General features: G+C 41.0%; 12 protein-coding genes and 3 pseudogenes. All 15 read right to left on the minus strand.

All coding sequences use genetic code 11. The annotated features are described in order from the left end of the window. Nucleotides 1-49: 49 nt before the first annotated feature. The 15 genes and pseudogenes from mltG to trxB all read right to left on the minus strand — a co-directional run bounded on the left by mltG (nucleotide 50) and on the right by trxB (nucleotide 16,565). Nucleotides 50-1,527, minus strand: a pseudogene (mltG, locus tag AEX56_RS04925) (endolytic transglycosylase MltG). A 302-nt stretch (nucleotides 1,528-1,829) separates the two neighbouring features. Continuing rightward, a complete protein-coding gene (locus AEX56_RS08980) occupies nucleotides 1,830-1,961 on the minus strand; it encodes a hypothetical protein (protein WP_236682978.1) in 132 nt (43 codons plus the stop codon). A 13-nt stretch (nucleotides 1,962-1,974) separates the two neighbouring features. Next, nucleotides 1,975-2,286, minus strand: coding sequence for a hypothetical protein (locus AEX56_RS04930; RefSeq protein WP_236682979.1), 312 nt, complete (start codon nucleotides 2,284-2,286; stop codon nucleotides 1,975-1,977). Nucleotides 2,287-2,361: 75 nt separating this feature from the next. Beyond that, complete coding sequence (murC, locus tag AEX56_RS04935; protein ID WP_049618102.1) at nucleotides 2,362-3,693, minus strand: UDP-N-acetylmuramate--L-alanine ligase; 1,332 nt, start codon at nucleotides 3,691-3,693, stop codon at nucleotides 2,362-2,364. Continuing rightward, on the minus strand, nucleotides 3,690-4,382 hold the full coding sequence (locus tag AEX56_RS04940) for a hypothetical protein (protein WP_049618103.1): 693 nt from the start codon (nucleotides 4,380-4,382) through the stop codon (nucleotides 3,690-3,692). Before AEX56_RS04940 ends, murC begins: the two co-directional genes overlap by 4 nt. Before the next feature lie 60 nt (nucleotides 4,383-4,442). Next, nucleotides 4,443-7,471 (minus strand): annotated as a pseudogene (locus tag AEX56_RS04945) (DEAD/DEAH box helicase). Nucleotides 7,472-7,588: 117 nt separating this feature from the next. Continuing rightward, complete coding sequence (gene der, locus AEX56_RS04950; protein WP_049618104.1) at nucleotides 7,589-8,899, minus strand: ribosome biogenesis GTPase Der; 1,311 nt, start codon at nucleotides 8,897-8,899, stop codon at nucleotides 7,589-7,591. 81 nt (nucleotides 8,900-8,980) lie between these two features. Continuing rightward, a pseudogene (gene dnaI / locus AEX56_RS04955) lies at nucleotides 8,981-9,749 on the minus strand (primosomal protein DnaI). Continuing rightward, the gene (locus AEX56_RS04960) at nucleotides 9,750-10,922 is read right to left on the minus strand and encodes a hypothetical protein (RefSeq protein ID WP_049618105.1); all 1,173 of its coding nucleotides are present in this window, start codon (nucleotides 10,920-10,922) and stop codon (nucleotides 9,750-9,752) included. 17 nt (nucleotides 10,923-10,939) lie between these two features. Further along, nucleotides 10,940-11,413 (minus strand): transcriptional regulator NrdR, encoded by a 474-nt coding sequence (gene nrdR / locus AEX56_RS04965; protein WP_049618106.1) that lies wholly within the window; start codon nucleotides 11,411-11,413, stop codon nucleotides 10,940-10,942. Between the two features lie 101 nt (nucleotides 11,414-11,514). Further along, nucleotides 11,515-12,624 (minus strand): AI-2E family transporter, encoded by a 1,110-nt coding sequence (locus AEX56_RS04970; RefSeq protein ID WP_049618107.1) that lies wholly within the window; start codon nucleotides 12,622-12,624, stop codon nucleotides 11,515-11,517. Nucleotides 12,625-12,873: 249 nt separating this feature from the next. Beyond that, nucleotides 12,874-13,569: a response regulator transcription factor gene (locus tag AEX56_RS04975; RefSeq protein WP_049618108.1), complete on the minus strand. Its 696-nt coding sequence runs from the start codon at nucleotides 13,567-13,569 to the stop codon at nucleotides 12,874-12,876. A 12-nt stretch (nucleotides 13,570-13,581) separates the two neighbouring features. Continuing rightward, on the minus strand, nucleotides 13,582-15,003 hold the full coding sequence (gene gndA, locus AEX56_RS04980) for an NADP-dependent phosphogluconate dehydrogenase (RefSeq protein ID WP_049618109.1): 1,422 nt from the start codon (nucleotides 15,001-15,003) through the stop codon (nucleotides 13,582-13,584). A gap of 102 nt (nucleotides 15,004-15,105) precedes the next feature. After that, complete coding sequence (locus AEX56_RS04985; RefSeq protein WP_049618110.1) at nucleotides 15,106-15,645, minus strand: YceD family protein; 540 nt, start codon at nucleotides 15,643-15,645, stop codon at nucleotides 15,106-15,108. Between the two features lie 2 nt (nucleotides 15,646-15,647). After that, on the minus strand, nucleotides 15,648-16,565 hold the full coding sequence (trxB, locus tag AEX56_RS04990) for a thioredoxin-disulfide reductase (RefSeq protein WP_049618111.1): 918 nt from the start codon (nucleotides 16,563-16,565) through the stop codon (nucleotides 15,648-15,650). Between the last annotated feature and the right edge of the window lie 51 nt (nucleotides 16,566-16,616).

Below are 16,616 nucleotides of genomic sequence, written 5' to 3' on the forward strand. Positions count from 1 at the left end.
AAACAAAATTATGCGGGAAACCCACATAATTTCGTCTTATAGGATTCTATTATTGATTAATATTTCCATTTACGTAAGTTGCAACATTTTGATTATGTTCTTCAATTGTTTTTGAGAAATAAACTGTACCAGTTGTCACATCAGCCACAAAATAATAATAGTCTGTTTTATTTGGATTGATAGTTGCTTCAATTGCTGACAAGCTGGCTGTATCCACAGGCCCAGGCATCAAACCAGTATGAACGTAAATATTATATGGCGAATCAATAGATGTGTCAATAGCAGCATCTTCAGCCAAGGTTGTTTTTTCACCTAATTGTCCCGTTGCATAAAGAATAGCAATATTGGACTGAAGTGGCATTCCAGCATTTATGCGATTGTAGAAGACGCTAGCGATATTTCGACGATCTTCATCTGTTGATCCCTCTTTTTCAACCAGAGAAGCCAGTGTCAAAAGACTATTAACATCTAAGCCCTTTGAAGCTAACTGCCCGTAGTATGGTTGCAAGCGAGCATCCATCGCCGCAATCATTTGTTCTACCAATTCTTCCATGGTTGTCCCTTTGTAGTACTCATAGGTTGCCGGGAAGAGGTAGCCTTCCAACTGGTATTTGACGCCACTATCTGCTGCTGGAAGACTTGACAGTAAGTTCGGATAAGCAGCCTTCATACGATTGATAAAGTCTGGATTTTTTTATCTGTTACAGCTTTAGAAATTTGTTCCAAAGTATAACCTTCTACGACCAAGACTTTGCCTGCAACTGGCTCTTGTGGCGCAGCAGCACCTGTTTCCTGCAAGGCTTTGGCCAATTCATCCAAAGACATGCTTTGGTTTAAATTGTAAAATCCACTTTGGAAATTATTATAGCTTTTTAGTTTCGCATAATAATTGAAAATGGTTGGATTTTTAATGAGATCCTTCTCAAACAAAATCTGACCAATTTGCATGGTTGTAGAACCTTCTGGAATCTTAACCTGAACATTCTCAGTTGATTGAGCATCAATAGGGTCCAGACTTGATTTGAAATAAGAATAGCCTGCCACACCTGTAACGCCGATGGCAAGTAGGACAATGACAATAACCGCAGTTACAATTCGTTTGGCTACTTTTTCTTGTTGCTTACGATGCTTCTTCATAGCTTTGCGACTCAGTTGAGCGCTACTAGTAGCAGGAATCCCTTCTTGGCTAGTAGGTTCATTTTCTATCATTACTTCTTTTTGAGCAGGTCCTTCTGCTATTAAAACGGGTTCAATTAAGGTTTCTTGGCTATCCTCTTCTTCAATAACGGAGGAAAGTGTGGGAGCTTGATGAATCCTGGTGGCATCTAAATCAAGATGTTCTGATTCCTCTTGCTCTGGTTCTATTTCTTTTTCTCCCTCTTCCTCGTGACTAAGAGGGAAGTAGTCCGCTACAATTGCCTCAGGAAATGCTTCAGAAACCAAAATTTCTTCCTTGGTATGCTCCAATTTAACTTGGTCATCTTCTACCGCATCTCCATCAAGTGGAACAACTGGTACAGAATCTATTTCCGGCAATTCCACCGTTGAATGTTCTTCTGGTGTTGGTTCTACTTCTTTTTCAGCTACTGGTTTTGCCTCAATTTCTGCCAATATATTCTCAACAGTTTCCTTGTTTGGTTGATGAGTTGCTAGGCGCTTTTCTCTCAATCGTTCCAAATCCCTCAGGATCTGTTCACGAAAGTTGGAGCCTTGTGTGTCTTTCTTGTTTGAATCGTTGGTCACAACTACACTCCTTTCACACAATTAACCATACCATTATACCTTAAAGCCACTATAAAAGCAAGAATTTCCTTTACTTGTGGGCTTTTCTAGTATAAATCTGACCATTTTTGACCACCAAATTGAGATTGTGAAGGCCCTCTATCCTCAAAACCATTCATTTCATAGTAAGAAACTAAATGTTCTTTGCAAGTTAAGCTAATTCCCTCATAACTTTTCATGCAGACAAGTTCCTTAAGCGCTGCTAATAGCAAGGTCCCTAAGCCTTGATGCTGATAAGCTAGCAATTGCTAAGTATTTTTCCTCTTGCGTTAATGAAGTCTTATCTGTAAAAATACTATCCGTCAGAGATGAGGTTGTAACTGGCTTAGCCAGTAGATAAGCAACCATTTGTCCCTCGTTCTCCATCGCTAAGCAAGTTTGGTTCAGAAAATGAACATAAAATGCTAAAACGTCTGGTTGAATTTGCTCTGCTTCCGAAAAATTTTCCTGCTCAATCCGACAAAGTTCTTCAAGATCACGCTCTTCTAAAAAACGAATTTGCATGACTGCTCCCTTTCTAAGAAAATATAGAAAACAAGAGCCTGAGAATCATTCCCAGACATCTTGAAACTATGAATATTATTGTACATTGCTAGCCAAGTTGGCCAAGAGTTGCTCAAATGAATACTCGTAAGACTGAATATCACCTGCACCCATAAAGACGTAAACGGCATTGTCATGATCTAAAAGTGGAGACGTATTTTCAACAGTGATAAGACCACCTTTTTTGCTAATTTTAGCAGCTAAATCTTCTACTTTGACTTGTCCATTATCGGTTTCCCGAGCCGATCCATAGATTTGTGCTAAGTATACAGCATCTGCATCCTTAAGGGCTTCTGCAAATTCATCCAAGAGAGCAATCGTTCTGGTAAAGGTGTGTGGTTGGAAAACAGCCACAATTTCCTTACTTGGGTATTTTTGGCGCGCTGCATCAATGGTCGCAATAATTTCTGTTGGATGGTGAGCAAAATCATCAATAATAACCGTATCGTTGACAATTTTCTCTGTAAAGCGACGCTTCACTCCACTGAAGGTTTTGAGGTGCTTCTCTACTAAACTCAAATCAAAACCAGCAACAAAGAGGTTAGCTATCACTGCTGTTGCATTGAGAATATTGTGTTTTCCGAAAGTTGGAATTTGGAACTCTCCCAGCTCCTCCTGACCATGACGAATTTTAAACTGTGAACCTTGTGTAGAAGGTTTCAAATCATAAGCCACAAAGTCATTATTTTCTTCAAAACCATAATAATAAATCGGCGCATTGGCTGTAATCTTACGCAACTCACTATCTTCACCGTAGACAAACAATCCTTTTGTCACTTGTTTGGCATAGTCGTTAAAAGCAGAAAAGACATCTTCTAGGCTAGTAAAATAATCTGGGTGGTCAAAGTCAATATTAGTAATAATGCTATACTCAGGATGGTAAGGCATGAAATGGCGTTCGTATTCATCGGATTCAAAGACAAAATACTGGCTATTAGCAGAACCCCGTCCGGTACCATCACCGATAAGATAACTGGTGTCCGTGATGTTGCGCATCACATGAGCCAAAAGACCTGTTGTAGAGGTTTTACCATGAGCACCTGCCACCCCCAGACTGGTAAATTGACGCATAAAATCACCTAAAAATTCATGGTAGCGTTTATAGGTTAAGCCAGCTTGGTCTGCATAGGCGATTTCAACGTTATTATCTGGACGAAAAGCATTTCCAGCAATGATTTCAAGATCTTGAGTTAGATTTTTTTCATCAAAAGGCAAGATAGCAATATTAGCTTGCTCTAAGCCACGTTGAGTGAAATAGTACTTACCCACATCACTCCCTTGAACTTTATGCCCCATTTGATGAAGCATAAGGGCAAGAGCACTCATTCCTGAGCCTTTGATCCCGATAAAATGATAGATTTTGGTCATGACATATCCTCTCCCATATGTGTTAAATTCAATTCTTGTGCCATTTGGCGTTCTCTTTCCATCTTTCGTTCAGGATAATCATATACCTGACTCTTCTTCAAGAAATCATAGGAATTTCTTGGTCGATGTTGCTGCATGTCCTCGCGGTCTTCCTTTTCCAAAGAATAAACCATAGGCATATCTGCTAAAATATAATGTTCCTGACGCAAGCGATTTGCCAGCTGACTCAGATGTGTCGCTTTTTCTTGAATAGGACTTGTACTGGTCTCTTTTTGTTTTAAGATTTTCGCAGGACTTGGTTTGTCATCTGTCAAATACGAAGCTGCTCGCTTATGCTTTAAATCCTCACGAGCCTGTTCTCTTGCCAATTGTCCCTGCGTTTTTTCCGTAGCATGTGCAAATGGTTGAGATAAATGACGACTAACGCGGTGGCTAGAATGCTGCCGAGAATCCAAGCGTTCTTTCCGTGAGTAAGATTTGGTTACCGGCTGCACCATAGGTTGCACCAATTCCTCTAATTCATGACAAACTTCAGGTTGGCTAGCAGGTGCCATGCCATAATCTTTTTCTTGATAAGGTCCCTTTATATTACTAATGAGGTCGGATTCCTCATATAAGTGCATATGAGGATTGCTCCCCAACATTAGCCCATTATCAGCTACAAGGGGAAATTTTGTCTGTCTGTCCATCGTAGATCTTTCCTTTCAACATAGTATTATAGCATATTTGACCGCTAGTTGGTCAAGAATTTAGGAAATCCCCAAAATCTCTCGAATTTCCTCAACCGTCATACTAGCACGGCTTTCATTCCCATCCAATACGGTAGTAACCAAATTTTTCTTGCTTTCTTGCAGTTCTTGAATTTTTTCTTCAATAGTTCCACGGGTAATCAATCGGTAGAACTCAACTGTTTCAGTCTGCCCCATACGGTGGGCACGGCTGATAGCTTGCGCTTCTGTTGCAGGATTCCACCAAAGATCCACCAAAATAACTGTATCGGCACCCGTCAAATTAAGTCCGACGCCACCTGCTTTTAGGGAAATCAAGAAAGCATCGCGCCTCCCTGTATTAAAGGCACGTGTCATCTGCTGGCGTTGGTGGGCTGGCGTTGAACCGGTTAATTTGTAGGAAGTTAGATCCAATTCTTCTAACTCCTCTTCAATCAAATCCAACATCTGTCTGTATCCATTTTCCCACTTGTTCCGTGGTAATCTCCCATAAATAATTTTGGCGTGTCACAGATCTGACGCAGGCGCGTAATCCCTGATAAGATTTCGATTTTTTGTCGATTGATTTGTGCATCGCTCGAATGGGCAATATTTTCCTGCATTTGCTTGAGCTGAGCTAGATAAATAGCTTTTTGTTCATCGCTCAATTCATTAAGCACATTGATCTCAATCAAATCTGGTAATTCATCCAAGACATCCTCTTTCTTACGACGAAGGACAAATGGACGGATAATGCGAGATACTTCTTGGGCAGATAATTTCCCAAATTCTGTCTTTTGCGGTAGGAGTCCTGGCATGACAATTTGGAAAATGGACCAGATTTCTCTCAAGTGATTTTCAATAGGAGTCCCAGACAGGGCAAAACAATTATCCACTTCAAACTCACGCAAGAGTTGAGCAATCTTGGTCTGAGCATTTTTCATGACCTGAGCCTCATCCAAAATGAGGTAATTATAGGATTCTTTCCGGTATAAATCACTATCCTGACGGAAGGAAGCATAACTAGTCACAACAATCTGTGATCCCTGAGCTAGCTGGTCTTCACGCTCTGCTTTGTGCCCATAAATGACAGATACATCTAGGTGTGGCGCAAACTTTTGAAATTCCTCTTTCCAGTTATAAATCAGACTAGATGGTGCTAAAATCAAAACGCGTGAATCCTGCTCCAAAACTTCTGTCAAGAAGGCAATGGTTTGGAGAGTTTTTCCAAGCCCCATATCATCCGCCAAAATACCGCCAAAACCGTATTTATCCAAGGTTGAAAACCATTTAACTCCTAACTCCTGATAATCGCGTAATTCAGCCTTAATAGGCAATTGAGGTAGTTTAAATTCTTCAGGGTGAGTTAAATCATGAGCTAATTCTTGGAAGGATTGAGAGAAGGTTACACCCTCATTGGTTTCAAAAACTTGGGAGAGCTGATAGGCTGCCAAGCGATTCAATTTGAGATGACCCTGACCATCATATTGAGCGCGCAAATTAGCAAGAGTCTGGCTAATCTTCTTGGTTTCTTCATCAAAAATCAGTACTTGTCCTGTCTGTGTGGTGAAATAATGTTCTTCAGACAAAAGAGCATGCAAGGCTGCATCCACCTCATTCTGGGCAATACCCGTAAAGTCAAAGGCCACATCCAGCAACGATCCTGAAAGGCCTAGTTTTACCCATGGTCGACTCTCCACTACAAGATTTTCTAACTCATCTGATAATTCAACTCGCCCCAGACGTCGTAAGTTTGGTAAAGTTTGCGCAAAAAAAGCATACATTTGATCTTGTTCAAGTGGCGCATGTACCGCATCAAATTGACCATGAAAACCAGCTTTTTGAATCGCTATCAAGACCTGTTCAAGGTGGTAAGGATGCGTTGCAAAGGGCAAATTGTCCAATTCTTCTTTTGAATGTACTTTATTTTTTGGAAATTGCAGAACTAATTTCATTTCAAGATTGCCAGAAGCTGCCCTTGAAATCGAAAAAATAGGCTTGAAATCTTGGATGATAAAATTTTTAGGAGCTTCAATGGTCGCAATTTCTTGGAATTCCAAAAGACTAAGCGCCAATTTATCCCTATCTTCCAAGTCGACTTGAACAGTTTTATAAATTCCTTCTGTAGAAGAAATGTCCTGAATAGCCTTTAATAATCCCTCTTGCTGAGGAAGGACCCGGTATAGATGATTTTCCTTAAGAAAATAGGCTCCATGAAAAAGAACTCGCTTGTCTTTTTCTTCAATCATCAGCATCATCCAATCCTGCTCTACTTGAACCTTTACATGGTACAACCCAGCTGAAGCATCAAAAGGAGACAAAAAAATTTCCTGATAATCTCTACCATCATAGCTAAAACTAAATTCAGACAAGGATTGAAGCATATCCAAGCCTTCCTCCACATAAGCCAAGGGAAGACGTAAATGACGCCCAAAATGCACCAATACTTCTGATTCTAACACTGATTTTTCAGGAACTAGGGACCACAAAAAGGTAATCAAATCCTGACTTGCTTCATCAAAAGAAGATAAAGTCAGACGTTCATAATAATTTTTTCCGATTTGATAAGAGGAACGGCGTTTGACCGTCTTTAAAAAGGCGCCAATATCTCTAATAATATAAGATCGCTGGTCTGGCAAACGACTAATTTTCAAAGTCCAATCAATATTTTGGTCAAATAAGAGCAATTGACCTTCGACAGATAATTGATACTTGACCTCCAGATCCTCACTCTTTGGCAAAATTCGATCTAAGAAAATGCCACCAAAATAGGCACGCTGTTGGCGCGCTAAATGACGCTGACTTTCTTCCTTCAATTCTTCTGCAAATTCTTTTCCCTGGACATCATTTTTCAAAAAATATTCTACCGCGGCTAAGTGCTCACAATAGTGCTTTTTAGCAAAGGTCTCACAAGAGCAAGAAATTGCCTCATCTTTAAGTGAGTAGACAAAATCTTCATCTGCAACTGTGAGATATAGTGTCTGATTCTCGAGCTCTTTGACGGACAATTGCCCTGACTCATACAATTCAATTCCTTCTTGGCGAACCCGCCCCGGCATCAACCTGCTCATTCGTCTTCTCCAAATTTCTATCCTTCTATTGTACCACATTTGAAATTGACAAAACAGAATTAGCCTTTGATTTTTTGACATCAAAAAATCGCACAAAAGTGCGATTTGCTTTCATTTCTATTTCCGTTTACGAGCAATCAGATGAATGGGTGTTCCTTCAAAGACAAATGCTTTGCGGATTTGATTTTCCAAGAAACGCAGATAGGAGAAGTGCATGAGTTCTTCTTCGTTGACAAAGACGACAAATGTCGGCGGTTTGGTCGCCACTTGGGTCGCGTAGAAAATCTTGAGGCGTTTGCCCTTATCCGTCGGTGTTGGATTAATGGCAATGGCATCCATGATGACGTCGTTCAAGACAGCCGATGGAATCCGAGTATTTTGGCTTTCACTGATTTGCTTAATCATGGCTGGTAACTTGTGCAAACGTTGCTTAGTGACAGCAGACACGAAAATAATGGGCGCATAAGACAGGTATTGGAATTGATCACGGATATCCGCTTCCCAATTTTGCATGGTCTTGTTGTCTTTTTCAAGCGTATCCCACTTGTTGACAACAATAATCATCCCTTTACCCGCTTCGTGAGCAAAGCCTGCAATTCGCTTATCATGCTCGCGAATGCCTTCTTCTGCATTGATGACCATGAGAACGACGTCCGAACGATCAATGGCACGCATAGCACGCATAACAGAATATTTTTCTGTATTTTCGTAGACTTTACCAGACTTGCGCATACCTGCCGTGTCAATCATGGTAAATTCTTGTCCATCCGCGTCTGTGAAGTGTGTATCAATGGCATCACGTGTCGTACCAGCAACTGGACTAGCAATGACGCGATCTTCACCCAAAATAGCATTAATCAAGCTCGATTTACCGACATTAGGACGACCGATCAGACTGAATTTAATCACATCAGGATTTTCTGCTTCAAACTCAGTTGGCAAGTTTTCCACGATGGCATCCAATACATCCCCTGTACCAATTCCGTGAACAGAAGATACTGGATAAGGATCGCCCAAACCAAGCGCGTAGAAATCATAAATATCGCTACGCATTTCAGGATTATCCACCTTGTTGACCGCAAGAATAACCGGTTTGTGGGTCTTGTAGAGAATGCGGGCTACGTACTCGTCTGCATCCGTAATGCCTTCTTTTCCAGAAACTACAAAAACAATAACATCTGCTTCATCCATAGCAATCTCAGCTTGGTGTTTGATTTGGTCCATGAACGGTGCATCCACATCATCAATTCCTCCTGTATCAATGAGGGAGAATTTGCGATTGAGCCAATCTGCTGTGGCGTAAATACGGTCACGCGTCACGCCTTCCACATCTTCGACGATGGAAATACGTTCACCCGCAATTCGATTAAATAAAGTTGATTTTCCAACGTTGGGACGCCCCACGATGGCAATTGTTGGTAGAGCCATGGCTCCTCCTTTGCTAAGTTTAAAAGTTTTAAAATTCTATCATCCATCTCATTTTCGAGATGTTCCGCATCCATTTTCTCTTTAAGAATGACGGCGATTTTTCCCTTCAAGATACATTTCACGCGCCAAATAGCGAATACGCTCCATGACACGTTGGGCTTGCCAGGTCTCATCTCCTGACTTGCCAGTCGCAAAATGTCGTTCCAAATCGGCAAATGAGAAATTAGAAGTAAAGAAAGTTGGCAGATTTTCCTGCATCCGATGTTGCAAAATAACTTGCAAAACGTCGTCTCGAACCCACGGACTGTGTTGCTCAGCACCAATGTCATCTAAGACCAATACTTGAGCCATTTTCAGCTCATCAATTTTATCTTTTACAGATCCATCTTTGATGGCATTTTTGATATCTACCACAAAAGTTGGATAGTGAACTAAAATGGTTGACAAACCATGTGTTTTGGAAAGTCGTTGCGCTAGATAGGCCATTAAATAGCTTTTGCCAATACCGAAACGACCAAAAATATAAAGACCTTGGCTGTTATTAGGATAAGATTGTACAAAATTTTCCAGCGCTTGATACACTTCAAAGCGAAATTCATCCTCAAAGTCCAAATCAGTACTTGAAATGTGGCGCAAACTTTCCGGCAAATTCATGAGCTGAATACGATTGCGAATTGCTTCCTGCTGCCGGTATTCGACCAACAATTGACAGACCAACTTGGTCATTGGTCATCCCCTGTTCTTTGATGAAAGCTACAATATCTTCGTCTCCCAAAATTTCTTTTGATAATTGCTCAAAAGACTTACTGCTTTTGGTTGGGCGCATCATATTTTTTTGAATCGCATCCATTTACTGACCGTCCCTTTCCTTTCCTTCTGCTGCCATCATTTGCTGACGCAGGGCTTCCATCCGAGCCTTTCCTTCAGCAGTTGACTCCTGCTGCACCTCTTTCTTACTCCATTCAGGAACATTTGTTTTTTCTTGTTTCATGGCAGAGCTAGCAGCTGATTTTCTTTGTTTGGTTTCATGTAGAGCTTCCACTGCCATTTCTGCACTGACAATGCCCCTATAAGAAAAATCATTAGCAACCTTGAGTACGTATTTTTCATTGAGATTAGCCGAGTCTACACGATTAAAACTATACAGCACGATAACATTGATGACTTCATCTAGCAATCCCAGACCCGCCATTTCTTGCAAACAATTTCGCTCTGAACTTGTCATCGTGGCCTTTTTACTGGCCTTCAGAAGTCCTAAAAATTGCAGCGCTGTCCGTCCTTTACTTTCACGAATGAGAGCTTCTTCTTGTGACGTAAAATGATGTGCTCCAAACGATTTGGTTTGCTTTTTTTGCTGAACTTGCTGTGTCATACGCTTGATGGAAATGACACGCTCCACAGCTGTCTCCTTGGCCAATTGATAGGCATCAACCCAATTCCATCCTTCTTGCTCCGCCAAGTGATACAGCCCTAAAACATCTGTTTCTTGCTCATGAAACCGCAACTGGTCACGCGACATCATTCGCTCAAAAGCTACTATATCAAAGCCCGCCAGCTTGATCTGTGGTTTAGCCAATTGCCCCTCTATGGTAAAAACATCTGAAAACTGCTTGCTGATCTTCTTATCTTCTAATGGCATTTTCGCAGTCATGGTTTCTACAGCAGACTCCCCAATTTTTTTAGATAATAAGACTTTGTAACGTGGAGAGTTAAGAAATCCTGTCTGTGGCAAAGGCGGCTTAATATCTAAGAGGACATTGTTGTCTTCTTGGTAGATATCCACTAAATCCATAGCCATCAAGATATCCAAAGACTGTTCAATGACCTGAGTTCCAAGATTCAAATGGTTAAGAATTTGCGCGAATTTATACCGTCCAACACCATTGTCATAAAAAGCTGTCAAATACTGATATAGGGCATAGGCCTCTAAGCCCAAAATCGGCTGATAGCATTTGAGCAAACTCATTTGATCCGCCACAAAGGAGCGACCTGCTAGATATGAAAAGGTATCATTTGGTTTCATATTCACCCTCACCTAACTTAATCTTCTTTTTTGTGACGACTGCTTTTTGTGATCTGCTTGAGGAGATTTTCAATCTCACTAACATCCTTGAACGAACGATAGACAGAGGCAAAACGCACATAAGTGATTTCATCTAAGTCCACCAATTCTTCCATTACCAAATTACCAATAACATCACTCTCTACTTCACTGTCACTCACAGCACGCACACGTTGTTCAATTCGATTCACTACATCATCTATTTCAGCACTAGAAACGGGGCGCTTCTGCGCTGAACGAATAATGCCATTAAAAATTTTCTCACGTGAGAATTGCTCTCGTGTTCCATCTTTTTTAACGACGACAAGAGTTTTTTCTTCTACACGTTCATAGGTCGTAAAGCGATAGCCGCATTGTTCACACTCTCTGCGACGGCGAATGGTGTTTCCATCTTCCGCCTGACGACTATCTACGACACTGGATTTTAAACTATTACATTTTGGGCAGCGCATAGACTCTCTCCATTCTATAGTATCACTTCATTGTACCACAATTATTGAGATATTAAAAGATTGACAACAAGCAAAAACCCGACTAAAAGTCAGGCCTGCATTTACTGAATATGTATTTTTTTCTTTCTCAATCGTAAATTGGTCCACTCTCTGATTAAACGGTAAATCACCGCAAATATCGGTGTAAAAAAGACCATTCCCAAAAGCCCAAAGAGATTACCCCCTATCAAAGCTGCCGCTAATGTGAAGAGTGTTGGTAAACCAACAGATTGCCCCACAACACGTGGATAGATAACGTTTCCTTCCAGTAATTGAATAATTTGAAAAAGAACAATGGACAAAAGGGCAAGGAGTGGATCCTGAACCGCCACAAACAAGGCACTAATCAAGCAAGCTGCCAAAGGACCAATGTAGGGAACAAAGGACAAGACCCCCGTCAGTATCCCCGCCATTGCAGAATAAGGAATACCAAAAATAGAATAAACTACAAATACCAGAGTTCCAATAATGCAGGCTTCAACGATTTGACTCATCAAGAATTTATCGTAGGTATCAATCACAACCTCGCCAACATAGAGAACTTTCCGAACCACTTTTCGTGGAAAAAAAGCATACAAGAGTTTGAGACTCATAGCCTGCAAATGCTCCTTACTACTCAATATCGCTAGAGTAAAGAAGAATGCCATAATCAACGATGCTACATTGGAAACAATACCAGTGACATTACTTGCTAAGCCTGCCAGAAATTTTGTCACATAGTTCGAAACACTTGACCATCCTGTAAATTTAGTAAGATAATCGTTAATTTTCATCCCTAGCCGAGTAGATAAAAATCCGTTGTCTTGTAAAGTGGAGATCATTTTAGGCACTGCCTCATTAGTAACCGATACTAACTGAGAAATGGTAGATGATAGAGTTGGAAAAATAAACACGACCAAGCCTGTTACGACAAGAAAAAAGACAATCAATACACCAATAATGGCAAGTGGTCGTTGTGCTTTTCGTAAAAAGGAAACCCTATCAATCAAGCCTTCCAGCTTTTTCATGGGTACATTCAGCACAAAAGCTAGAACAGCACCAATCAAAAGAGAATTCATACTGCCCAAAATGGTCACTACAATTCCCCAAATACCATCATAATTGAGGACTGCTAGTAACACTAGAGCCGCAAAGGTAATCAAAAATATTTTTTCTCGTAAAGACGTTCGCATGGCTACTCCTCGTTCTATAAGATCCATTCATTATACACTAACTTGAACAAAAAGTCGAAAAAGAGTCTGGGACAAAAATACTTTCCAGACTCTCTTTGTATGTTCAGTTTGAAAGTCGCAGTGGTTGACTGGACTCTAATACACTGATAAATCAGCTGTTACAGCTCTAGTCAACTGTGCGGGGGTCGGACAACAAAATCGGATTTTTTCAAAATCACCGATTTTTGTCCCACTCCCTTTTTATTCAGTTTACTTCTCATCTCGCATGGCATAGCCGACACCACGAACAGTGCGGATATACGATTCTTGACCAGGAAGATCAAGTTTGCCACGTAGATAGCGAACATAAACATCTACGACATTCGTTTCAGTAGTAGCTTCATATTTCCAAACACGATCCAACAGTTGCTCGCGTGTCATCGTTTCTTGACTGCTCATTAGAGTGGCTAGCAAGTCATATTCTCTACGTGTTAAATTGATCATTTCCTGACCACGAGACACGGTGCGATTTTGAAAATCAATCTTCAAGTCCCGATAAGCTGCGTGAAGTTTGACTTGCTTGCAGTGTTCATCAATAAAATCTCGTCCTCGGAAAATTAAATTGACTTCCTGCACCAATTCACTAATAACAAAAGGTTTAATGACATAAGAAACTGCGTAGGACAGAATTTCTTCGCCATATTTTTTCGCATCTACACTATCTACTGCAACGATGATGACCGTCGCAGGTTTGATATTTAATATAGAATCAGATAGGACCTTACTTGACATGTCAGGTAATTGAAAGCTCATGAGAATCAAATCAAAATCCGTTTCATGTACTAACATGAGAGCTTCTTTTCCTGTCGCCGCATAGTCTACTAGGTATTCCTGCTTCTGCAGTTCCATAGATACAAAGTGGGAGAGATTCCGTTCTCTCCCAGCGATTAGAATTTTTTTAACCATTCTTATCTTCTTTTATTTTTCGTCATACCATGAGTAATGGAAAGTTCCTTCTTTATCCTTACGTTGGTAAGTGTGTGCTCCAAAGTAATCGCGTTGCGCTTGGATGAGGTTAGCTGGTAAATCAGCTGCGCGGTAACTATCATAATAAGTAATCGCTGCTGAGAAGGTTGGCACTGGAACGCCTGCTTGTACTGCGAGAACGACGATATCACGAACAGCTTGTTGGTATTTGCTTGTTATATCCAAGAAGTATTCATCCAAGAGAAGGTTTGCAAGGTCTCCCTCACGGTTATAGGCATCCGTAATCTTTTGTAAGAATTGAGAACGGATGATGCAGCCATCACGCCAGATAGAAGCAATGTCCGCAAATGGCAGATCCCAATTGTATTCTTTTGAAGCAACCCGTAATTGGGCAAAACCTTGCGCGTAAGAGATAATTTTTGAGAAGTAAAGTGCTTGACGGATTTTTTCAATCAACTCAGCCTTATCCCCTTCAAATTTATATTCTACACCTGGCAAGACCTTGCTAGCATGAACCCGTTCTTCTTTGTAGGTTGAAATAAAGCGCGCAAATACTGACTCAGTAATCAATGACAATGGGACACCAAGATCCAAGGCATTTTGGCTCGTCCACTTACCGGTTCCCTTATTTCCAGCAGCATCCAAGATATAGTCAACGATTGGGCCATCTTGACCTTCGTCATCTTTACGTGTCAAAATATCCGCTGTGATTTGGATGAGGTAGCTATCCAATTCTCCCTTGTTCCATTCAGTGAAAATTTCTGCCATTTCTTCTGCAGAAAGACCTAATAATTGCTGCATGAGATCATAAGATTCAGCAATCAATTGCATATCACCATACTCAATACCATTGTGAACCATTTTCACATAGTGACCAGCTCCATCAGGACCGATGTAAGTCACACATGGCTTCCCGTCTTGAGGGGCTTTTGCTGAAATTTCTTCTAAGACATCCGCAACTAATTCGTAAGCTTCTTTTTGTCCACCTGACATGATAGATGGACCTTCAAGGGCACCTTTTTCACCACCAGACACACCTGTACCGATGAAGTTAATACCTGAATCTGCCAATTCTTTTGAACGACGAAAGGTATCTTCAAAGTAAGTATTTCCACCATCAATCAAAATATCGCCTTTATCCAAATGTGGCAAGAGCGCTTGAATAGTAGCGTCTGTACCAGGACCGGCTTGGACCATGAGCATGATACGACGTGGGGTTTCGATGGATTGCACAAATGATTCTACATCGTAGCTTGGAACCAAGTTTTTTTCTGGATTTTCAGCTATAACCTCTTCTGTTTTATTAGCTGAGCGATTGTAGATGGCAACCTTATAGCCACGTGATTCCACATTGAGTGCGAGGTTACGACCCATTACGGCCATCCCTACAACACCAAAATTTGCTTTTGTCATGAGTATTACTCCTATTTCTTCTAACTATATCTCTATCATTATACACTGAAAAGACTGCTTTCGCAAGATTTTGCAAATATTCTGTCAATTCCAGATTTCATCCTAATCTTCGTCAAATAAACCTTGCAGTTGAGCAAAGGGGCTAGCCGCCTCCTTTTTCTCCTGCTGACTTGCTCGATAAGTTTCTTCCGTCATGACTGCCCAGTCTGTACCTGATGACAATGCCTCTCCTGCTTCCTCTTCAGGCGTCAAAACCTTGATAGGTATATTGAGCAAGATATTATCAGTCACAGATTCCTCCAAGCGAATGACTTCGTCTTCAATCACTAACACCAAGTCTGCATCCACTAGATCCTTGTCCTTTAAAGTTGATTCATCTGCTACAAAAATCTCATTGACAGGATAGCTTTCCTTGAGCAAAACAGGCTCCATGGAACGGCTAGATGCTAAGGTAATCTCATAGCTAAGCTGGTAATCTAAAAAGTAAAAGCCTGCTTCAAAACGGACAGAACCAACTGCAGTGATAGGAGAAACTGCTAAAATTTCACTATTCCTCGCCATCAATTCTGCTTCTACATTCAAGGTTTGGTCAAAAGGGATGCCTTCTGGATTTTTCTGAATATCATAGATGTGAAATACCATGGTTAGCCCTCCAACTCAGTCAAATAATTGTAGACTTGCTGACCAGCAATTGCACCATCACCAACCGCAGTTGTAACTTGACGTAAGTGTTTTTGACGAATGTCTCCAATAGCAAAAATACCAGACTGATTTGTTTCCATAACGTCGTTAGTTAGAATCCAACCTGCCTCATCTGTAATGCCCAAGTCTTGGACTGCTTCTGTCATCGGGTCCAAACCAACATAGATGAATACTCCGCCGAAAGCATGCTCTTGGACTTCCCCAGTTTTCACATTTTTAATTTCTACAGATTGAACTTTACGTTCGTCACCCTTGATTTCCTCAACCACACTATCCCAAATGAAGGAAATTTTTTCATTGGCAAAAGCTCGTTCTTGAATAATTTTTTGGGCACGCAATTCATCACGACGGTGAACGATGGTCACTGACTTAACAAATTGGGTTAGGAAAACAGCCTCTTCAACAGCTGAATCGCCACCACCGACAACTAAGATATCTTGGTCGCGGAAGAAAGCACCATCACAGACTGCACAGTAGGAAACACCGCGACTATTAAATTCTGCTTCACCTGGTACTCCCAATTGGCGATGTTTTGCTCCCATAGCTAAAATGACTGTTTTAGCTTCCAAGGTCGCATCTTCTGTCACGACTTTTTTGACCAATCCATCATTTTCAACACGCACAACATAACCAAATACATGCTCCACGCCAAATTTTTCCAATGGTTCAAACATTTTATCAGACAAATCAGGACCTGAAATCAAAGCATAGCCTGGATAGTTTTCGATGTCTGCCGTATTTTGCATTTGACCACCGTAAATACCGCGCTCTACTAGAGCGACTTTGAGATTGCTACGAGCGGCATAAAGCGCTGCTGTCATACCAGCAGGTCCCGCTCCAATAATAATCGTATCGTACATAGTTCTCCTTTTCTTTTCGCAGGTTGCGCTGCTCCGCTATTTTTAAAAATA

The sequence above is a fragment of the Streptococcus sp. X13SY08 genome, from assembly GCF_001182825.2.
Classification (GTDB): Bacteria; Bacillota; Bacilli; order Lactobacillales; family Streptococcaceae; genus Streptococcus.